At 34.5% G+C, this 21440-nt stretch carries 21 protein-coding genes and 1 riboswitch; of the genes, 13 read left to right on the forward strand and 8 right to left on the reverse strand.

Annotation, left to right across the window (positions count from 1 at the left end; translation table 11 throughout):
* Positions 1–38: 38 nt before the first annotated feature.
* Genes RLT85_RS13495 through RLT85_RS13510 form a run of 4 tightly spaced genes read right to left on the reverse strand, consistent with a single transcriptional unit; the run spans position 39 to position 5254 of the window.
* Positions 39–1028, reverse strand: coding sequence for a T9SS type A sorting domain-containing protein (locus RLT85_RS13495; RefSeq protein WP_311402574.1), 990 nt, complete (start codon positions 1026–1028; stop codon positions 39–41).
* Entirely contained in the window at positions 1028–2323 is a 1296-nt protein-coding gene (locus tag RLT85_RS13500) for a T9SS type A sorting domain-containing protein (RefSeq protein WP_311402575.1), read from the reverse strand. Before RLT85_RS13500 ends, RLT85_RS13495 begins: the two co-directional genes overlap by 1 nt.
* A gap of 20 nt (positions 2324–2343) precedes the next feature.
* Positions 2344–3420, reverse strand: a complete 1077-nt coding sequence (locus RLT85_RS13505) for a YncE family protein (RefSeq protein ID WP_311402576.1) — start codon at positions 3418–3420, stop codon at positions 2344–2346.
* A gap of 1 nt (position 3421) precedes the next feature.
* The gene (locus RLT85_RS13510) at positions 3422–5254 is read right to left on the reverse strand and encodes a TonB-dependent receptor plug domain-containing protein (protein WP_311402577.1); all 1833 of its coding nucleotides are present in this window, start codon (positions 5252–5254) and stop codon (positions 3422–3424) included.
* Positions 5255–5287: 33 nt separating this feature from the next.
* Positions 5288–5498: riboswitch (cobalamin riboswitch) on the reverse strand.
* Positions 5499–5563: 65 nt separating this feature from the next.
* Here RLT85_RS13510 and RLT85_RS13515 point away from each other — a divergent pair.
* The 7 genes from RLT85_RS13515 to RLT85_RS13545 all read left to right on the forward strand — a co-directional run bounded on the left by RLT85_RS13515 (position 5564) and on the right by RLT85_RS13545 (position 11480).
* A complete protein-coding gene (locus tag RLT85_RS13515) occupies positions 5564–6700 on the forward strand; it encodes an ABC transporter substrate-binding protein (protein ID WP_311402578.1) in 1137 nt (378 codons plus the stop codon).
* A gap of 1 nt (position 6701) precedes the next feature.
* A complete protein-coding gene (locus RLT85_RS13520; protein WP_311402579.1) occupies positions 6702–7724 on the forward strand; it encodes an iron chelate uptake ABC transporter family permease subunit in 1023 nt (340 codons plus the stop codon).
* Positions 7725–7726: 2 nt separating this feature from the next.
* The gene (locus tag RLT85_RS13525; protein WP_311402580.1) at positions 7727–8509 is read left to right on the forward strand and encodes an ABC transporter ATP-binding protein; all 783 of its coding nucleotides are present in this window, start codon (positions 7727–7729) and stop codon (positions 8507–8509) included.
* A 57-nt stretch (positions 8510–8566) separates the two neighbouring features.
* Positions 8567–9943 carry a DNA recombination protein RmuC gene (locus RLT85_RS13530; protein WP_311402581.1) on the forward strand — a complete coding sequence of 459 codons (1377 nt, stop codon included), beginning with the start codon at positions 8567–8569 and terminating at the stop codon, positions 9941–9943.
* Positions 9944–9954: 11 nt separating this feature from the next.
* Entirely contained in the window at positions 9955–10320 is a 366-nt protein-coding gene (locus RLT85_RS13535; RefSeq protein WP_311402582.1) for a 6-phosphogluconate dehydrogenase, read from the forward strand.
* A gap of 151 nt (positions 10321–10471) precedes the next feature.
* Positions 10472–11014: an acyl-CoA thioesterase gene (locus tag RLT85_RS13540; RefSeq protein WP_311402583.1), complete on the forward strand. Its 543-nt coding sequence runs from the start codon at positions 10472–10474 to the stop codon at positions 11012–11014.
* A gap of 70 nt (positions 11015–11084) precedes the next feature.
* A complete protein-coding gene (locus RLT85_RS13545; RefSeq protein WP_311402584.1) occupies positions 11085–11480 on the forward strand; it encodes a lipocalin family protein in 396 nt (131 codons plus the stop codon).
* 52 nt (positions 11481–11532) lie between these two features.
* Here the strand turns inward: RLT85_RS13545 and RLT85_RS13550 are convergent, their stop codons facing one another.
* Positions 11533–11928 carry a DUF423 domain-containing protein gene (locus RLT85_RS13550; RefSeq protein ID WP_311402585.1) on the reverse strand — a complete coding sequence of 132 codons (396 nt, stop codon included), beginning with the start codon at positions 11926–11928 and terminating at the stop codon, positions 11533–11535.
* A gap of 217 nt (positions 11929–12145) precedes the next feature.
* Between RLT85_RS13550 and RLT85_RS13555 the strand changes: the two genes are divergently transcribed.
* Together RLT85_RS13555 and RLT85_RS13560 are read left to right on the forward strand one after the other, a co-directional pair.
* Entirely contained in the window at positions 12146–12760 is a 615-nt protein-coding gene (locus tag RLT85_RS13555; protein WP_311402586.1) for a transcriptional regulator, read from the forward strand.
* Position 12761: 1 nt separating this feature from the next.
* The gene (locus tag RLT85_RS13560) at positions 12762–13469 is read left to right on the forward strand and encodes a DUF3307 domain-containing protein (RefSeq protein WP_311402587.1); all 708 of its coding nucleotides are present in this window, start codon (positions 12762–12764) and stop codon (positions 13467–13469) included.
* A 147-nt stretch (positions 13470–13616) separates the two neighbouring features.
* Here the strand turns inward: RLT85_RS13560 and RLT85_RS13565 are convergent, their stop codons facing one another.
* The 3 genes from RLT85_RS13565 to rpmH all read right to left on the reverse strand — a co-directional run bounded on the left by RLT85_RS13565 (position 13617) and on the right by rpmH (position 17498).
* Positions 13617–14087, reverse strand: a complete 471-nt coding sequence (locus RLT85_RS13565; RefSeq protein WP_311402588.1) for a PepSY-like domain-containing protein — start codon at positions 14085–14087, stop codon at positions 13617–13619.
* 290 nt (positions 14088–14377) lie between these two features.
* Positions 14378–17230 (reverse strand): carbamoyl-phosphate synthase large subunit, encoded by a 2853-nt coding sequence (gene carB, locus RLT85_RS13570; protein WP_311402589.1) that lies wholly within the window; start codon positions 17228–17230, stop codon positions 14378–14380.
* A 109-nt stretch (positions 17231–17339) separates the two neighbouring features.
* Positions 17340–17498, reverse strand: a complete 159-nt coding sequence (rpmH, locus tag RLT85_RS13575; RefSeq protein WP_311402590.1) for a 50S ribosomal protein L34 — start codon at positions 17496–17498, stop codon at positions 17340–17342.
* Positions 17499–17763: 265 nt separating this feature from the next.
* Here rpmH and RLT85_RS13580 point away from each other — a divergent pair, with 265 nt between their 5' ends.
* The 4 genes from RLT85_RS13580 to RLT85_RS13595 all read left to right on the forward strand — a co-directional run bounded on the left by RLT85_RS13580 (position 17764) and on the right by RLT85_RS13595 (position 21438).
* A complete protein-coding gene (locus tag RLT85_RS13580) occupies positions 17764–18582 on the forward strand; it encodes a hypothetical protein (RefSeq protein WP_311402591.1) in 819 nt (272 codons plus the stop codon).
* A gap of 104 nt (positions 18583–18686) precedes the next feature.
* The gene (locus RLT85_RS13585) at positions 18687–19217 is read left to right on the forward strand and encodes an RNA polymerase sigma factor (protein WP_311402592.1); all 531 of its coding nucleotides are present in this window, start codon (positions 18687–18689) and stop codon (positions 19215–19217) included.
* Positions 19217–20023 (forward strand): anti-sigma factor, encoded by an 807-nt coding sequence (locus RLT85_RS13590; RefSeq protein ID WP_311402593.1) that lies wholly within the window; start codon positions 19217–19219, stop codon positions 20021–20023. The genes RLT85_RS13585 and RLT85_RS13590 overlap by 1 nt, the downstream gene beginning before the upstream one ends.
* Before the next feature lie 227 nt (positions 20024–20250).
* Positions 20251–21438: an LETM1-related biofilm-associated protein gene (locus tag RLT85_RS13595; protein ID WP_311402594.1), complete on the forward strand. Its 1188-nt coding sequence runs from the start codon at positions 20251–20253 to the stop codon at positions 21436–21438.
* Positions 21439–21440 lie beyond the last annotated feature (2 nt).

Consider the following 21440-nt stretch of genomic DNA (forward strand, 5'->3'; position numbering starts at 1 on the left):
TAGAAGCGGGATTTTTAATACATTGTTTTAGATGCCGATTACTCCTTTATCAATTTAAACAAATAATTTTTCTTTACAGAATTTATTTTAACCATATAAATTCCTTTAGGCAATTCTGAAACTTCTAATCGTTGCTCTTTAGATAAATTTATATACTTCTTCACTAATTTTCCTAAAGTGGAATAAATTTCAACATTATCAACCCTATTTTCACTTTCAATTTTAATAAAGTTAGTAGCTGGGTTGGGGTAAATAGCAATACGTTGTACCTCTTTCTCTCCCGCACTTAAATTTTGCTGATTAATTACTCCTACGCCATCCAAATCGAAACCACTTGAATAAAAAGGAGTTGGAAAAGGATCGTTTATAGCATTTCCTTGAGAACCATATCTTGCATAGTTAGGGTCTATACTTCCTACTACATCAATTATTTTTACGTGAGTAATACTATTTTTATCTAATAAAGGATCGTCATCAATATCATTTAAGTCGAATGGTGTACCAAATAAAGCTTTATACTTTCCTGCCAAATTATTAAGGTAAGTCGCATCTAGATTTCCAAATCCGCCAACTTGGGTTTGTGTTTGGGTTTCACTATGAGAAGGAAAACGGAAATAATTAACTCCATCTGAACTTACCTCTACGAATGCCAACTCCAAAAAAGTTTCGCTAAATGAGTTTTCAAAAACTGCAAAATCGTATCCACTCCCATTTGATATTGGCGTATGGAAGGTTAAAATTGCTTCTCCTGCGTCTCCCAAACTCACTACTGAATTTGAAACTACACCTATTGCATTGCTAGGATCTCCATAAGTTGCATAATTACTCCCTTCATGCTCAAAAGTGGGCTCTTCAATATTTACATATCCTCTTTCTATTTCTACTCCACTCGCCCAATCTACAAAAATTGAATTATCTGAAGCTATTGCCGTAGATCCTGTTTGTCCTGCTGGCGGTGCATAAGATTGACTTAATACCGTTGCAGAAGCCAGAAGAAATGCGAAAATCGATAAATTCTTTACTACCATTACTTAATAATTAATTTTAAGGTTTGTTGTGTATTTTCTTGCTGAACACGCACTAAATAAACCCCAGTGGAAAGTGTATTTACAGAAATCCCGTTATTGGTGTAGGTTGCTTTTTTAACTAACTTAGCATTTAAGTTATAAATACTAACTTCTGCTGCTTGTTGCGTAGTTAGGAATAATTTATCTACCGTTGGGTTAGGGTAGATTGCCAATTGAAGTTCTTCTTGCGTTTGTTCTACAGATAAGTCTTCGGCCTCATATTTATAAATTCCATTAGGAATTAATCCTACCGTATAACTATTTAAAAAATTTCCTGTAACATCGTATGTATGTATAATTCCATCTGTTACATAATCTAACGCATCTGCTAAATAAAAAGTATCATCTATTAAAGAAAGACCATAAGATATCTGTAAACTCTCTGTTGTGGTATCTATAAATGGAGTTGTTGATAAAGAAGTATCTATAAAATCAAATTCAAAAATATTATTATTTAGAACATAATATGCTATTCCATTTTCAACTTCTAAAAAATCTGGGTGTTCTCCTGTTGCAAAATCAAATTCTTCAATAGCGGTGTTATCCGTTAAATCTATTCTAAAAAGCTTGGCTTGTGTTTCCGTTCCTGTCCAAGCAGGCATTCCTCCACAAAGTACATATAGGTAATCATCATCCACTTCTAAAGAGTTTGGAATATCAGCCAAGGTAATTTCAGAAACACTATAATCTGTTAAGTCTATAACAGAAACTGAATTCCCGTAGCCATAACCTCCTTGATGCCCCACAAAAAGAGTGTTCCCTTTTTTAACAATCTCTTCAGGACCTTCAGCTACAGCTATATTATCTATTACCGTATAATTTTGTAAATCTATAACCGCCACATAATCATCTGTGGTATCTGTAGGATCTCCCCAGTTGGTCACATAGGCAAGTCCATTATCAAATGCTATGTAACGTGGGTTATCTATACCACTGGTAATAGTTGTTATGTGCGAAAAAGAAACTCTATCTACTACATTTATTTCGCTAGAACCATTAGAAACAATATAAGCTTCATCTCCTTCAAATCCCATTCCTTGAGCAACTTGTCCTAAATCTAATTCTGTATTTTGATTTGCAAATACATTGTTAGATAAATTATTAGAATCATCTAAAAAAGATACCGAAGCTGTATTGGTTCCAAACATACCTTCGTTTAAAATAAAAACGCCGTCATCATACGTGTTTTGTGCAAAATTATATTGCGAAATTAATCCCAATATGCATACGATTAAAAATGTGTAATTCTTTGTCATGATTTTCTTGTTTTAAAATATTAGTTGTTAAAATAAAATCCGTTAGGGATAAGTTGTACTGAATAATTATGAAGCAATTCTCCTTGAGTTGAATACGTAAAAACTTCTCCGTTTGAAGTATAATCTTTAGCATCTGCAATATAGATTACATCGTTATGAATGCTAAAGCCATATAATACCGATACATTTTGCGCTTCGGTAGAAAATAATGGAGAAGAAGGCAAACTAAAGTCAGCTATATTTAGCTGAAAAATATCTCTACCAATTACGTAATGTAACTTGTTATTGTTTTCTACTAAAAATCCTGGATGAATTTCTTCTGAAAATTCTAGTTCCTCTTCTACCGTTTGTGATGCTAAATTGATTTTAAAAAGGCTTGCATTGGTTTCCTCTCCAGTCCAATTTGCTTTTCCAGAGCATAACACATATAAAAAATCGCCTTTTACGACTAAACCATCGGGCACATCATTTACCTCTATAGAAGTCTGCAAGGAATTTGTCGCAGTATTGATCACAGAAATAGTATTACCGTAGCCCCAACCTCCTTTATGAGCCACGTAAATCTTTCCGTTTTTCTTGACTAGCTTCTCTGGTCCTTCTGCCACCTCTATTTTTTGGACCACTTCGTAATTTTCTAAATTGATAACCGCTATATAATCATCGGTAATATCTGCAGGATCTCCCCAATTGGTGACGTAAGCAAAGTTGTCATCAAAAATAATATATCGAGGATTCAAGATTCCCTCTTCCAAGGTAGTGACAGATTCCATCGTATATCGGTTTACCACTTCAATGGTGTTAGAGTTATTAATGAGTATATAGGCAAGGTCCTCATGAAACCCCATACTTTGAGCTACGTCTCCCAAGTTCCTATTATTTTCAGCAGAAAATACAGCGTTGTAAACCGTTCCCTCTTCACTTATAAAAGAAAGTGACGCATTGCTATAAGTGAAACCTCCCTCATTGAGCACAAAAAAACCATTAGTATATTCTCCTTCTGGTAAAGTAGGGTTTTCAATTGTTTCATCATCTTTAGAACAACTGCTTAGAAAGACAGCTATAAGAAGTAAAAGCCAAACATTACTATTTTTTTTCATCTTAAAAGTTTAAATTTAGATATGCATTAAAATTTCTGCCAGGCATAGGCCTGTTGAGAACGCTCGCATAAGATTCGTTCCAAAGATTTAAAAGTTGTATTCCTAGTTTATATTTTTTCTGCTTTCCCAAAGCATATTCTAGCCCCAAATTACCTATCATATAATTATCAAGAATATGTTCTGGCGCATTGTCGGTGGTGGTATATACCTCTCCATTATTCAAGTATTGGTAATACGTAGAGAAGTTTTTAAACGAATAAGAAAGTGAAGCGGTGAACTTGTGATAAGGCACGTAAATAAGTTGATTTTTTGTCGCTTGATTTTCTGAAACCGTATACGCATAGGTTCCATCTAAGGCGAACTTATGCGCTCCTATCTCTTCTTGAAAGTGAAACATCGTTTCTAGTCCGTAGATTTCTACACGCTCTGTATTTTGAGGACGCCAAACTCCGGAAACGTCCGGAACCCAACTCAGTAAATTTTCTACGGAATTATAATAGACCGTAAACTGAAACGTATTTTTCCAAAATTTAAATAGATTAGAAATTTCTCCTTGGTAAGACAATTCTGGACTAAGCTCTGTATTCCCCACTCCTTGCCAATACAAATCGTTATACGTAGGGATTCTAAAACTTTTGGAAGTGTTGATCTTTAAGTGATAAAAATCGGTAAATTGAGTGCTGATTCCTGCGGAATATAAAAAGGGATTTTCATAATCTTCGTTTAATTCCTGCCGAAGACTTACTTCATATAAAACCTTATCGCTAATTTGATGTTTAATTCCTAAAATTACCGATCCTAGGTTTCTAATTTCTTGAGAAATATCTGATCCCTCACCGTCATTCCGAGTATAATTCAATTTCCCCTGAAGCGCTATTTTTTTGGTCAATCTATAATTCAGGTTATATTTTACAAATAAACTTTCCACATTTCCGTAGGTGAAAAAATCATTATTTACATTAGGGTAATATTCGTAATCTTCTGTAATGTATGCAAGTTTGGCGCTGGAGCTAATTCGTTTATAATTCCTACCCCATTCTAATAAACTCCGCGTATTGAAATCGTAATATTTTGTAGCCAAGGCATTGGGGGTGGGCAAGGAAAAATTTCTCTTTCCGTCGTAGATATTGGAAAAAAGACGAATCTCATCAAAACGGGATAATTTAATTCCACCTGAAAGAGCGATATTCGTATTATGATAGTTTCCGTTTTTATTCTTTCTTTCGGTACCTAAATACGGATAATCGTTATCTGAGCCATTTCTTGAATAGCCTAAAGAAAAAGAAGTGTTTTTTTCTGAATAAGCAGTTTTATAATTAACTCCGTAAGTATTAAAGCTGCCGTAATTCAAGAACACTGAATTTCGAAAACCTTTATGATATTCTAATATATTTTCTAGATAAATACTTCCGCCAATCGCATTGCTACCATCTTCTACTCCGCTACCACCAGGTTTAACGACAATCTGGTCAAAGCCACGAGTATTAATGGTGTTAAAATCGGTTTGTCCCGTCGTTTGAGAATTAATGTTGATCCCATTCCAAAGCACCGCAGTTTGTGAAGCAGTCGTTCCCCTAAATGAAGGAGAAGAAACCATCCCTGCACCATTTTCTTTAAAATAAACGTTAGAATTAAAATTGAGTAGATTGGTTAACGAAGCTTGATTTCTTTTTAAAACACTATCATTAAGCACCGTATAATTTCTGGTATAAGAAGAGTCTTTTAGACGAATATCTTGTAGCAAGACTTCTCCCAAAACGTTAATCGTATCGTTTTGAGCCGCTCCTTGTAAGAAACAAAGAATACCTAAAAGAGTAAGAATAAAGTACTTCATACACGCCCGACCCTTTACCCGAAAGTCTCAGTTTTTTAATTAAAAATACTGGCAGGTCTCCTGGCTTGCGTCTTTTTGATTATCCTTCCCATTTTAAAAAAACAGTGGATTGAAGTGAATCAAAAGCATCTCTCTACAGAGACTAAGCGTACAGTTGCGGGAACAGCTTCCGAATTTAACGAAATTCCCTTTTAATAAACAGCTGATTGACTATAACTGTTTAACCAATTTGAAGACAAAAGTAAACATTTTACTCACTTTGAGCATCAGAAAATGAAATAATCTTACTTTTGTTGAAAATATTACATCTTGAAAAATACATTCTTCATTTTAAGTTTACTTATCATCGTTTCTTGCAAAGAACAAGAAAAGAAAGAAACAAAAATAAACGCTCTGCAAGGAAAAGAGGTGGCTATTGACTATGCCAACGGATTTTCTATTACCAATTATGAAGATTATAAAATTATAAAAGTGAACAGTCCCTGGCCTAAAGCCGAAGAAGAATTCACTTACGTATTGGCAGAAAAAGGAGTTGAGCTTCCAAAAGAATTGAGCTATAATCAACGCGTGACTATTCCTGTAAAGAAAATGGTGGTGACTTCCACCACACATATTCCGTCTTTAGAAAGTTTAGGTGTTGAAAATACTTTAGTTGGTTTTCCCAATACCAAATATGTTTCCTCCAAAAAGACAAGAGCCTTAATCGATGAGGGAAAAGTAAAAGAATTAGGAAAAAATGAAGCAATCAATACTGAAGTCTTACTAGATATTCAACCCGATGTAGTGATTGGATTTGCGATGGAAGGTGGTAATAAAACCTTCAATATCATCCAAAAAAGCGGCATTCCTGTGGTTTACAATGGTGATTGGATAGAAGCGAATCCTTTAGGTAAAGCAGAATGGATTAAATTCTTTGGTGCCTTTTATAACAAAGAAGACTTAGCTTCAAGTATTTTTAAAGAAATTGAAACTTCGTACAACGAAGCAAAAAAAATAGCTGCAAACGCTCAAGGGAAGCCTAGTGTTCTCTGCGGTTCTATGTACAAAGATGTATGGTATTTGCCTTATGGAGATTCTTGGCAAGCAAAATTTATTAAAGACGCCAATGCAACTTATTTGTATAAAGATACTCAAGGCAGCGGCAGTATTTCTATGGCTTTTGAGAGTGTCTTAGAAAATGCTCAAGATGCAGATTTTTGGATTGCGCCGGGGTCTTTTACTGCCTATGAAACGATGACAAATGCAAGCGAGCATTATGACAAGTTTAAGGCTTTCCAAAAGAAAGAAATTTATTCTTATGCAGGAGTTTTAGGAGAAACAGGTGGAGTTTTATATTATGAACTAGCTCCTAATAGACCAGATCTTGTATTAAAAGATTTGATTAAAATATTTCATCCAGACTTATTAACCAATTATGAAACTACGTTTTTTAAACCTCTAGATTAACTTGAAAAACCTAGCTACTTATTTTTGGGTTGGAATCCTCATTTTGATTCTTTCGGTGTTTCTAAATATTAGTTTAGGCTCGGTTGCTATTCCTTTAGACGAAGTTTTAAAATCTATTTTTCATCTGAATGTTAGCAAAGAAAGTTGGCAATATATTATTTTGGATTATCGCTTACCAAAAGCATTTACCGCTATTTTAGTAGGTTCTGGTTTAGGCTTAAGCGGATTGCTAATGCAAACATTATTTAGAAATCCGTTGGCTGGTCCTTATGTGTTAGGCTTGAGTAGCGGTGCAAGTTTGGGCGTGGCTTTGGTTATTATGGGCAGTAGTCTTTTTGGCGGAGTCGCAGCTGGATTCATGCTTTCTAAATGGACTTTGGTGATTGCCTCTAGTTTGGGAAGTTTCTTGGTTTTATTGGCAATTCTAGCCGCTTCTTTTAGAATAAAAGACACCATGGCCTTGTTAATTATTGGGTTAATGTTTGCCAGTTTAACCGCTGCGGTAGTAAGTGTACTCTCCTATTTTAGCTCGTCTCAACAACTCCAACAATATGTTTTTTGGTCGTTTGGCAGTTTAGGGGATTTGTCTTGGGTAGAAGTAGGAATTTTATTTCTTTTTTGGCTTATCGGGATTATTCTCAGCATCTTTTGCATTAAAAATCTTAACTCCCTTTTATTGGGAGAACACTACGCAAAAAGTTTAGGGACGAATTTAAAACGAAATCGCTTTTTGGTCATTTTGGCAACCAGTTTAATCGCCGGAAGCATTACAGCCTTTGCAGGTCCCATTGCATTTATAGGATTGGCCGTTCCGCACTTGGTACGTCAAATTATACCTAGCAGCAACCATTTAATTCTAGTGCCCGCTGTATTAATTGGTGGCGCCATTTTAATGCTTATTTGTGATAGCATTGCTCAAATTCCAGGAAGCGGACTTACACTTCCCATCAATGCTATTACCTCTCTAATTGGCGCACCCGTAGTCATTTGGCTCTTGGTAAGAAAAAAGAAACTCCTGTTTTAAGTATGAAAAAGCAAACCTCTACCTCCATTTTAACTACGCGTAACTTAAGTATAGGTTATGAAGATAAGTTGGTGGCAAAAAATATAAACCTCAACATTCATCCAGGAGAATTGATTGCGGTGATTGGCGTTAATGGATCGGGGAAATCTACTTTACTAAAAACCATTACCAAAGAATTAGAGCCCACTTCTGGAGAAGTATTTTTAGAAGACACTGCTTTAGAGAAAATATCAGCAAAAGAGATTTCAGAAAAAATAAGCATTGTGCTTACCGAAACTCATTTTTCAAAAAATTTAAGCGTCAAAGAACTAATTGCCTTAGGAAGGCACCCCTACACCAATTGGCTGGGCGTTTTAAGTCAACAAGATAAAGAGGCTATTTATAATGCGATTGAGTTGATAGATCTTCAGGATTTAGCAGATAGAAAGTGCAGCAGTTTAAGTGACGGACAGTTACAAAAAGTGATGCTTGCCAGAGCACTTGCGCAAGATACTCCGCTTATTATTTTAGACGAGCCCACCACTCATCTCGATTTGTACCACAAAGCCTTTGTTTTAAAACTGCTGAAAAAGCTATCTAAAACCACTCAAAAGGCCATTGTGTTTGCTACCCATGAAATCGATTTAGCCTTGCAATTGTGTGATCAGATTATACTGATAAATGATGGAAAAGTATTTCAACAAACGCCAGAAGAACTCATCAAACAAAAACACCTAGAACATCTTTTCCCCAGCGACCTTATTCAGTTTGATGCCGTAAGTAAAAGCTTCAAAATTAAAAGTTAAGTATTTTAACTTAGGAGTGCTTATATGTATATTTGAAAGATTTATTACTAGAATCTCATGCAAGAATCTCATCTTCTTATCATTGCCGGAATTTTTATTTTTCTTAGCGGAATTATATTAGGCATCTTGATAAAGCATCTAAATAGTAGCAAAAAAACGGCAGACTTAGAAAGTTTTGGTAAACAGAAAGAATTAGAGCTGAATGCTTTACAAGAGCAACAAGAAAAATCTGAAGCTTATTTTTTGACGCTTAAAGCGGAAATGCAGCAAGAAATTAAGGAAACTGGAAGAGACCGCGAGGAAATTAGAAGTGAGAAAGATTTCTTTAAAAATGAGCTTACGCGGAAAAATGTAGAGTTTGAAAATTTAAAACAACGTAACGAAGAACAGAAGAATGAAGTAGCGCAACTGCAAGAAAAATTTCAGAAAGAGTTTGAAAATTTAGCCAATAAAATCTTAGAGCAGAAATCAGAAAAGTTTACACTTCAGAATAAAGAAAATATTCAAAATATTTTACATCCGCTGCAAGAGAAAATTAAAGTCTTTGAAGAAAAAGTAGATCGAAACAGCGAAAATTCCTTAAGAAGACACGCCGAATTAGGAAAACAACTCGAATTTCTCAATGAACAAAATGTAAAAATTAGTGAAGAGGCTACAAACCTTACCAAAGCTTTAAAAGGTGATACTAAAATGCAAGGAAATTGGGGTGAAATGATTTTGGAAAGAGTCATGGAACGCAGCGGACTTCAAAAAAATAGCGAATATTTTGTACAGCAAAGCTTTACTACCCAAGATGGAAAACGAGTTATGCCCGATGTAGTGATTAAATTACCTGGAGAAAAGAAAATGATTATTGATGCCAAAGTTTCTCTCAATGCTTACGAGCGTTATATGAATGAAGACGACGAGACTCAAAAGCCGATGCATTTAAAAAATCATTTGATTTCTGTAAAGAAAAGAGTGGATGAATTAAGTAAAAAGAACTACCATCAACTTTACCAAATGGAAAGTCCAGATTTTGTATTGCTTTTTATTCCTATTGAGGCGGCATTTGCGATTGCTTCAAATAAATATCCTCAATTATACAATGATGCTTTTGATAAAAATATTATTATTGTTACACCTACCACCTTACTTGCGGTTTTAAAAACCATTGATAGTATGTGGCAAAATGAAAAGCAAAAACAAAATGCGATTGAAATTGCTACTCAGGCAGGCGCTTTGTACGATTCTTTTGCTAACTTAACCGAGGAGTTATTAAAGCTAGGAAGACAGATAGGAACCGTACAAGGCAGTTATGAGACGGCAATGAAAAAGCTTACGGGAAAAGGGAACTTGATTCGTAGAGTAGAAAAACTGAAGAAACTTGGCGCAAAAGCCAGTAAACAAATAGATCAAAAATTGGTGGGTCTTAGTAATGATGAGGATACTTAATTTATAGAAAAATGAAAAAAACACTTATTTATATATTACTCGGTATAGCGCTAGTGGCTATTATTTTTTACTCTTTTATTTACTTTGTTCCTTATAGTAAAGGTACACGAGCGGGAGAGCTTATTAAATTTAGTAATCGCGGCGTAATCGTAAAAACGTGGGAAGGTGAAATAAGTCAAGGGATTAGTGGGGCTCAAATTTTTACGTTTTCAGTATTAGATCAAGAAGAGGAAGTCATTGAGAAACTGAATACCTATCAAGGAGAATATGTAGAACTTACCTATGTAGAAAGATACGGGACTTTTATTTTTTGGGGCGATACCAAATATTTTATCACAGAAGTAGAACTTTCTAATTCACCTCATTTTAGAAGATAAATTTAAGCTTCATCCAATTTAATTAATGAACTAAAAATAGTGCGCAAGGGATTGCAGCGGCATCCTTTTTTAGATTTCTGCGAGAGCAGAAATCTAAAAAAGATATAGCGTAAAGCCCGACCCGTTAGGGATGCGCCCAAAGAAAACAATTATGAATATAGAATTTAGAAATGTTGAAGAATCTCAAATCGAGATGTGCGAATTAATGCTTCCTTCCCACTCTAATTTTAATGGAAAAATTCATGGAGGTCATATTTTGTCTCTGCTAGATCAAATTGCTTTTGCTTGCGCTTCTAAACATAGCCGTGCATATTGCGTGACCGCAAGTGTAGATACGGTAGATTTTTTAAATCCTATAGAAATTGGCGAATTGGTAACGATGAAAGCATCTGTAAATTATGTAGGAAATTCTTCTATGGTGATTGGGATTAGAGTGGAAGCAGAAGATATACAAACTGGCGTGGTAAAGCATTGTAATTCATCCTACATTACGATGGTAGCTAAAGATGATCAAGGAAATTCGGTGAAAATCCCCGGACTTATTTTAGATAATGAAAATGAAATACGACGCTTTCTAAAATGTGTAAAGCGTATGAAGATGAAGCAACATAGAACTGAAGAATTTCATGAAACCGATTTTTCATCTAAAAAGTATTTAGATGAACTGCAAAAATACCGAGTAATACTACCTTAAAGGTTAAACCTCTATAAAAATATGTATTTGCTATCGTATTTTTGGTATATTATCTAAAAATAAACTATCTATGAAAACAAAATTATTACTCTTAGTTGTAAGCATCTGTCTTTTTAGTTGCTCTCCAAACATTGTGAACACGTGGAATATTGATACTTATGAAGTGGTGAACGATAAGGGGCAAAATACTTCCGCTCAAAATATTGGAAGCATAGAATTTAAAAGAAATGGAAAAGGAACTAAAAATATAAGCTACAGTGTTTTTCAAAATGACTTTATGGACGAAAGTAATTTTAAGTACCAATTAAGTGAGGGCTATATCGTTATTAAAAATGAAGATAAAAATGCAAAAGATAAATCTGCACTTAACAAAACTTGGATTATCGTAAGCGATAAGAAGAAAAGTCAAGTTTGGAAATCTACCGATGGCGGTAAAAGTGTTCAAACTTTAAAATTGAGCAGGTAAAAACTACCGAAATATCTATGAAAACCACCTTTTAAAAAAGGTGGTTTTTTTGTTATAAGAATTTTCCGTACGAAAGAATATAAATGAGCATACACGCCCAACCCGCTACCAAAAGCAAACCTCCTAATGGTGTTACTGGTCCTAGTAGTTTTATTTTATTTCCCTTGGCGGAAGTAATACAGAGACCATATATGCTAAAACTGAAGAGAAAAGTTCCTAGTATAAATAACCAAACCATGATTACTTCTACTGTATTTACCAAAGGAAATTGAACTCCTACGATTAAAAGTACAAGGGCGTGGTACATTTGGTATTTGACTCCGGTTTCAAAACTAACTAATTGTTCCTGATTGAAGATTTTCTTGAGTGCGTGCGCTCCAAAAGCACCAAATATAATCGCCAAGCCGCCGTATAAGGCAGCAAAAATTAAGGTTAATTCTTTTATCATAGATTTATTTTGAAGTATTAAATTGGTGTGGTTGATATTGCAAAGATAAAAACTAAAGCTTGGCTTCTAGCATAAATCATCCTTTTGAATTCTATCTAAACCGAGCTCAGCATTCCTTTCTTATTTTTAATATATATCGCCTTAAAAAGCGATAATCGAAATTATCGTTTAATTAGACGATAATTGTATATATCGTTTTAAATACCGATATTTGAATATGACAAGTATAATCACAGGAGATATTGTGGCTTCTAGAAGCAAGCACAGTCCAGACGAATACCTAAATAAGCTGCGTTATGCCTTAGAAATCATTCAGCCGCAAAAATCCCTTTGGGAGATTTTTAGAGGAGATAGCTTTCAGGTAGAAATTGAGAACCCCTTACAAGCTTTTTGGAGTACGATCTATATAAAAGCGGTAATCAAGACGATTAAAAATTTGGATGTACGAATGGCCATTGGGATGGGTGATAAAACCTATGAAGCTCCCCAAATAACCGAATCTAACGGCTCTGCTTTTATACGATCTGGAGAAATCTTCGAAAATTTAAAGAAAGAGAAGACCAATCTCGCCATAAAAACAGGAAAAGAGTTTTTAGATAAAGAATTAAATACTTATTTTCAATTGACCTTAATTGCGATGGATTATTGGACAGTCAACTCGGCGGAAGTAATTCAACTCACGATGGAAAATCCTAAGCATAGCCAAAAGGAACTAGGTCTTCTTATCGGAATTAAACAAAATACGGTAAGCGAGCGTCAAAAGAGAGCTTTTTGGGAGGAGCTTCAAGCTTTTAATGAAGTGTTTTCTCATAAAATAAAATCTATACTATAATATGCTACTGGCACTGCAACTTTTATTCGCGCATTTTTTGGGAGATTTTCTTTTTCAGCCTTACAGTTGGGTAAAAGATAAAGAGCGTAGAAAGTTAGCTTCGCCAAAACTGTATTTCCATATCCTGGTTCATATAGGTTTAAGCTATTTATTTATGTGGGATTTTAGCTTGTGGTATATTCCACTTATTGTTGGTGGAACTCATCTTATCATAGATGCTGGAAAATTAAGTTTACAAAACGACAGGAATAAGCGGTCATTATTTTTTATAGATCAGGTTTTACACCTCATCGTCATCTTTGTGATTGCATTTGCTCGAAAAGGAAATTTACAATTGATAAATATTCCTAAAGAACTCTGGCTCTATCTCTTAGGAGCATTTTTGGTGACCAATCCCGCTTCCATAAGTATAAAAACACTTATCTCTGTCTATACTCCAAAAACGGAAATAGGCGAAGATGATTCGCTCAACAATGCAGGGAAATATATTGGTATTTTAGAACGCTTATTGGTGTACGTTTTTATTATTACACAACATTGGGAAGGCGTAGGCTTTTTAATTGCTGCTAAATCTATCTTCCGCTTTAGCGATCTCACTCAATCTAAAGACCGAAAGCTTACCGAGTATATTCTTATAGGTACTTTACTGAGTTTTGGAATTGCTATTGGAGTAGCGCTTATGGTAAACGTTTTGCGTTTCGCGGTATAAAACGCCAAAATCCCAGATATATACTGGGATCTCACGCTTTTTAACTTATCCAGAAGACTAAAATCTTAAGCTACGGAAAATTTCATCTATACTAAATCTACTCAAAAGAGAAGGATTTTAAAGACTTAATCCTTCAACTGGATTGGTTTAATTGTTCTCTTCTCTTACAAATTCTCCTGCAAGAGTGAAATATAAATCAAGACCATTAGATAAGTCGATTTCATACTCTGTACTTTCCGTATCAATTCCAATCATTTGTAAATCTGCATAATTCTGAATTACATAATTAGCTATAGACTCGGGTACAATTCCTTGCGGAAGTTCTTGGGTTTGTCCATCTACATCTAACCAATTTCCTTCCGAAGAAAAATCAACTTCGAAACCGTTAGATAGATTTACTTCATATAAAGTTCCGTCGGGTTCTACTTGGTTGTTTTTCTCTACTCTTGTGTAGGTTGTATTTGGAAAATAAGTGGTCACAAATGTTTTTGCTGAAGCAGGAAGCTCTTCAGCTTGAATAACTTGATCGCTGTTAGAGTTTTCATCATCATTACTACAGGAAATTAAAGTGAGCACACTCAAACTTAAAAAGGCTACGGGTTTTAGAAATTTTTTCATCAGTATATGTTTTAGAATTTAAGTAAAACTAAACAGGGAATCTGGAAACATGTTGGAAGAGATAATTAATTTTCATAATACAAAAGAGGCTGTCTAAAAAGATTTGAATACTGTTATTCTGAAACTGCCCGTACTATTCAGGCGGATTTATTTCAGAATCTCATCATATTGATTCGCAAATCAGTATGAGAACCTGAATCAAGCCCGCCTGATTGAATTCACTTCGGGCAGGTTCAGAATGACAGAAATAGACTTTTTAGACAGCCTCTTAAATCTATAATTTATTTTTCTTAACTCGTTAAGTACATTTTTCTACGAGCGTATAAGTCGTAAAACTCATCATCTCTTAGGCTATCGATAAATAAAATACTTTCTCCTGTACTTTTCATTTCAGGACCTAATTGTTTATTTACATTGTGAAATTTATCAAATGAGAAGACTGGTTGTTTAATGGCATATCCTTTCAATTGCGGATTAAAGTCAAAATCGGTTACTTTATTTTCACCTAACATCACTTTGGTCGCATAATTTACATACGGTTCTCCATAAGCTTTTGCGATAAAAGGTACCGTTCTAGAAGCTCTAGGATTAGCTTCAATAATAAATACTTTATCATCTTTAATTGCAAACTGAATATTAATCAATCCCACTGTTTTTAATGCTAATGCAATTTTATGGGTATGATCTTTTATCTGCTGAAGTACTAAATCTCCCAAATTAAAAGGAGGTAATAGAGCATTGGAGTCTCCAGAGTGAATTCCGCAAGGTTCAATATGTTCCATAATTCCTATGATGTACACATTTTCTCCGTCACAAATCGCATCCGCTTCTGCTTCTATAGCTCCGTCTAAATAGTGGTCTAATAAAAGTTTATTATTTGGAATGCTACGTAATAAGTCTACTACGTGCGTTTCTAACTGTTGTTTGTTAATGACAATTTTCATTCCTTGTCCTCCTAAAACATAAGACGGACGTACTAAAATAGGGAAATCCAATTCATCGGCTAGTGCCAAGGCTTGATCTGCATTTTCGGCAGTTCCAAACTCTGGGTAAGGAATATTGTTTTCTTGCAATAAGGTGGAAAAACTTCCTCTGTCTTCAGCTAAATCTAAGGCTTCATAGCTGGTTCCCATAATTTTTATTCCGTAGCGATCTAATTTTTCAGCTAACTTTAAGGCGGTTTGCCCACCTAACTGAACAATTACACCTTCTGGCTTTTCGTGACGAATTATATCGTAAATATGTTCCCAGAATACAGGTTCAAAATAAAGCTTATCGGCAATATCAAAATCGGTTGAAACGGTCTCAGGATTACAGTTAATCATGATGGTTTCGTAGCCACATTCCGCGGCAGCGAGAACACCGTGTACACAACAGTAATCAAACTCGATTCCTTGTCCAATTCGGTTAGGACCAGAACCTAGAACGATGATTTTTTTCTTGTCGCTTACTTCACTTTCGTTATCGGTATATTTTGTTCCATCGGGACGCTCTACTTGATTCTCGAACGTAGAATAATAATATGGAGTCTGCGCTTTAAACTCGGCCGCACACGTATCTACCAATTTATAAACGCGGTTAATGTTAAGTTCATCACGTTTATTATACACTTCACTCTCTAGACAACCTAACATATAAGCCACTTGACGATCTGCAAAACCTTTTTGTTTTGCTTCCAATAGCAAATCTTTATCTAGATTGTCAATAGTGTAGTTAGATATTTCTCTTTCTAGAGATAATAATTCTTCATATTGCTTTAAGAACCACATATCTATCTTGGTAATCTCGTGGATTCTACTTAGAGGAATTCCTAACTGTATTGCATCATAAATCACAAATACGCGATCCCAGCTGGCATAGGTTAATTTCTGAATAATTTGATCGTAATCTTTATAACCTTTACCATCGGCTCCCAAGCCATTACGCTTAATCTCTAAAGATTGTGTTGCTTTTTGCAAGGCTTCTTGAAATGAACGGCCAATCCCCATTACTTCTCCAACAGATTTCATTTGGAGACCTAAAGTTCTATCTGAGCCTTCAAATTTATCAAAATTCCATCGGGGTATTTTAACAATCACATAATCTAAAGCGGGCTCAAATAAAGCCGAAGTAGATTTAGTAATTTGATTTTCTAATTCGTCTAGATTGTACCCAATGGCTAGTTTTGCAGCAATTTTTGCAATAGGATATCCTGTTGCTTTAGACGCTAAGGCGGAAGAACGAGAAACACGCGGATTAATTTCAATCGCGATAATGTCTTCATTTTCATCTGGACTCACGGCAAACTGCACGTTACAACCTCCAGCGAAATCACCAATACTACGCATCATTTTGATGGCCATATCTCGCATTCTCTGAAAGGTCTCATCACTTAGAGTCATAGCAGGCGCCACGGTAATTGAATCTCCCGTATGAATCCCCATAGGATCCATATTCTCAATGGTACAAATAATAACTACATTATCATTTTTATCGCGAAGTAATTCTAACTCATACTCTTTCCAGCCAATTAGGGCTTTATCAATCATCACTTCGTGAATAGGAGAAATTTCTAAGCCTCTACTGAGTAAATCATCATAATCTTCCTCTTTATGAACAATACTTGCTCCTGCTCCTCCCAAGGTATATGAAGCTCTAATTACCAATGGAAAACCAAATTCTTGAGCGATTTCTTTTCCTTTAAGGAAAGAAGTTGCTGTAGCTTGAGGAGCCATTCCTACCCCAATCTTTAGCATAAGCTCTCTAAACTGTTCGCGGTCTTCTGTTATATTAATAGCATTTATATCTACCCCAATAAGCTTCACTCCAAAATCTTCCCAAATTCCTTTTTCATCCGCTTCAATACAAAGGTTGAGTGCTGTTTGTCCTCCCATGGTTGGTAGTACAGCATCAATTTGTGGGTGTTCTTTTAAAATCTCTATAAGCGACTTTGTGGTTAAAGGCTTTAAATATACATGATCGGCCATGGTTGGGTCGGTCATTATAGTTGCGGGATTGGAGTTAATGAGAATAGTTTCTATTCCATCTTCTCTTAAAGAACGTAAAGCTTGTGTTCCTGCGTAATCAAATTCGCAGGCTTGTCCTATAACGATTGGTCCAGAACCAATAATTAAGATACTTTTGAGGTTGTTATTTTTAGGCATTACAATGGCTTAATTTTATGACACTTATAAAAAATACAGTAATTTTTGGGTATAAAAAAAGGCGTTACGCAATGGCAACACCTTTATATTTAACAACTAATAAAAAACATTAGTGTTTATGTCTATTTTCTGAAGATACAGAAAGTTTCTTTCTACCTTTAGCTCTTCTTCTAGAAAGCACTTTACGACCATTTACACTTGCCATACGCTCTCTAAAACCGTGCTTGTTTTTTCTTTTTCTCTTCGAGGGTTGAAACGTTCTTTTCATCTTAAAATATCTTTAATCTTCGTTGAATATCTTATTTATAATTACCAAAGCAGTTCTGCTTTTTAAACTGCGGGCAAATATACAACAAGTTTTTAGTCTCACAAATCTAACTTAAAAATAATTTTTAATTTTTTTAAGTGTTAAAAAATATGTGAAAAGAATCCATATGGCATTCTAATATCTAAAACTATGTTAAGCTTTTTTAAAATTGATGCTCATTAAAATTTAACCCCTTAAATTAGATTTAAATTTAAAAAAGTCAACCATGAAAAAAACAAGTTTAATCTTATCGGCTATCGCTTTAGTTTTTGCAACCTCTTGTAACAATGATACTAAGAAGGAAGAAAAAAAGACAGAAACCGAGATGAGCTCTACAGAAGATAATGCTCAACAAGATCAAAAGATCACATTGACCAAACTAGAAGGTTCGCCAGAGTTTGCTAATTCTGGTCTAAAACTGAAATCTCCTACCGATACTAAACAGTCTAAAAAGGAGATAGAATTTGATTTTGAAGTATCAAATTATGAATTAGGCGCACAAACTGAACCAGAGCAACCTAATATGTTAGCTTCCTCAGATAAAGGGCAACACATCCACTTTATCTTAGACAATGAGCCTTATTCTGCTCACTATGAATCTAAGTTTTCTAAAACTTTAGAACAAGGAGATCACGTAATGATTGCGTTCTTATCTAGATCATATCATGAAGCGGTAAAGAATGAAAACTCTTATGTAGTGAAAAAATTCTCTGTAGGAGAACCTACTCAAGATCAAATGATGGAGGTAGATTTTGAAGCGCCACATATGTTTTACAGTAGACCAAAAGGAACTTATAAAGGAGTGGACACGAAAAAAGTAATGTTAGATTTCTTTTTAGTAAATACAGATCTTGCCACAGATGCTAATAAAGTAAGAGCTACAATTAATGGAGAAGAATTTATGATAGACGATTGGGTACCTTACGTTATGGAAGGTTTACCTATGGGAGAAAACACGGTAGAACTAGAATTATTAGATGCAGATGGTAATCTTATTGATGGTCCATATAACAAAAGCACTAGAACTTTTATGCTAGAGAAGTAAAAATTTACATCTTTTTTACATTTTTATAAAGGCTACATATTATTTGTAGCCTTTTTTATTAAAAAATTATTACATTTATACCATACCAATTTTAATTATCGCGTATGCAACCAGACGGACTCATTGCAGAGTTACAAAACAAAAATCCTAAGGCTTTCGAACGTATTTATGAACGTTATTCAGAAAGTTTATTTGGGGTTATTTATACTATTGTGAGGGATCAACGTATTGCAGAAGAAGTTTTGCAAGATTCTTTTATAAAGATCTGGGATAACGCAGAGGCTTATAATTCATCCAAAGGTAGATTTTTTACGTGGGCACTTAACATCGCAAGAAATACTGCTATAGATAAAACAAGATCTAAGGCCTTTAAAAACAGTAAGAAAAACTTAACCGCCGACTTTTTCGTAGATATATTAGAAGACAAGAGCAGTTTCTCCAATCGGGTAGATGCCATAGGAATTAAAAAATACATTAAAGCTCTAAAGCCTTATTGCGAACAAATTATTGAGCTTCTCTACTTTAAAGGGTTTACGCAAGCAGAAACCGCCAAGGAGCTAGACACCCCTTTAGGAACTATTAAAATAAGAAGCAGAAACTGCATTCAATCACTTAGAGATATTTTGGTAAAGTAATGAATATACAAGAATACATATCGTCAGGCGTTTTGGAACTCTATATATGCGGTGCTTTAACCGAAGAAGAATCTAAGGAAGTAAGTACAGAGCTAAAAAAGTATCCAGAAATTGAGAAAGAAGTAGAACAAATTGAAAATTCGCTACTTCAACTCTCCTCTGCCGTGGCGCCTTATGACCCTGTAAAAATGTACGCAATTATAAAAAATAAGCTGCATTTAGAAGACAACCCAAAAACAATTCCGATTCATCGAAAGAAAAAGAAATCAAATATTGTACTTTATTTAGGTTGGGCAGCCAGTATTGCTTTACTTATAGGACTTTTCTCCGTGTTAAATGATCGCAATCAATTGCGAGAAAATTTAAACGTGGTTAATGCCCAAAAAGCGCAGATGGAACAACAAATTGATGATGCAAACGCTTCCGCGGAAAAGAAAGAAGAATTACTCAGCATATTTAGAGATAAGAATATACTAACCGTTCCGCTTGAAGGACAAAAGGTTGCACCTGAAGCTTACGCAGCTGTGCATTGGGATAAAGCTACTAATAAAGTGTATATAGATGCTAAGAATTTACCCACGCCGCCAGAAGATAAAGAATACCAAGTTTGGTCTTTAACTTTAGAGCCTTTAACGCCTACCAGTATTGGAATGTTATCTAGCTTTACGGAAGATGAAAATAAGATTTTTATGTTAGATAATACCAACTCTTCTCAAGCCTTCGGGATTACTTTAGAGCCTAAAGGCGGAAGCAAAACTCCTACGATGGAGCAATTGTACACTTTAGGAATGGTTAAAAATAGCTGATTTTAAAACCTCGATGCTTTCTAAAAGTACACACATCAAAAAGCCCTTCAATTTCTTGAAGGGCTTTTCTAAACTAACTAAAAACTCAAAAACCTAAAGTGATTCTCATAGCAATTTTTAAAAACTTGATTTTCCAGTTTTAAAAGCTCACTTTCCAATACTTACGAAAAATAAAACGATTTGGTTTTTAAAATCGATAAATTTTTATCTTTACACCAAAAAACTGCATGAACCCTTCTGCTTCTGGCTGGATTAAAAAATACCTTCGCTATTTAGATAAAGAACAAGGGCATTTTAGCTTTTCTGAAACTACATTTTACCAACAGCTTAGAGCTAGTGGTTTTATTTATGCCAATAGTATTAAAACGGTATCGCCTTTACAAAAGACAGATTTAAAATACACCACAGAGGAGTTGACAAAAATCAATATGTTCGACGCGTTGGTGTATATTCATAGCTCAAAACATCCAGAATTACCTTTAGAAAAAGCAGTCGATGAAATTGTATTGTTTTACACTCAAATACAGAAAAAAAGCGCCTCTCCTTTTACTTTTTTAAAGCTTAAAATTTCTCCTGAAGAAAAACTAGAGAAAATATTACAGGAAAGAATACAGATTAACAATTCTATTATCAAGAAGAATTTTAGTCATCTTATTACCAATGCGCTACTTTTTATTGATGTGTTGGCTTTTCAGGAATTTCTTAGAAAAAAAGAAGACATTCATATCTACTTGCAAGAGTTTGAAAATATGGTTGCTGGTGTAGTGTACCAATCTTTTAAAGCAAAAAAAGAAAGAACCAAATATGACGAGTTGATATTACAAATGCTTAAAAGCTCTTTTAGGTTTCATAAATTAGATCTTGATAAAGAATATCATTACGATCCCCAACTTATCAATGATCTTTTAGAAAAATATTATTTAATAGATTTAGCTTGTGTCACAGTTTATAATGATGAAAAGATTGAAAAGGAAGAAGCAGAATTTATCAAAAAACTAGGAATTCAGTTAGGTTTAGAAGGTAATAGTGTAGATATTTCTCTTGTAGAAATGCGATCTTTCTTTACGGAATTTAAAAATCAGATTACCTACTTTCAAAGCTCTAATGCGCTTAATAACCTGTATAAAAACTCTAATCGTATGGTAAAACTGTTGGTCCTGAGAAATAAAAACCGACTTATTAGAGAATTGCTTGAGAGTAAAGAATTGGTGGTTTTACTTTCTAAATCTACCCACAAAAACTTAACGGAAGAAGAACGCGTGAAAGTAAAAAACCAATTGTTAGATATTTGCAAATCTATTCCTTCGTTGGCTATATTTATCATGCCTGGAGGAAGTGTGCTCTTACCTATACTTATTAAGTTTATTCCGCAATTATTGCCCTCAGCATTTAATGAAAACAATTTAGAAGAATAATG

The sequence above is a fragment of the Mesonia ostreae genome, from assembly GCF_031845265.1.
In the GTDB taxonomy this organism is placed as follows: Bacteria; Bacteroidota; Bacteroidia; order Flavobacteriales; family Flavobacteriaceae; genus Mesonia; species Mesonia ostreae.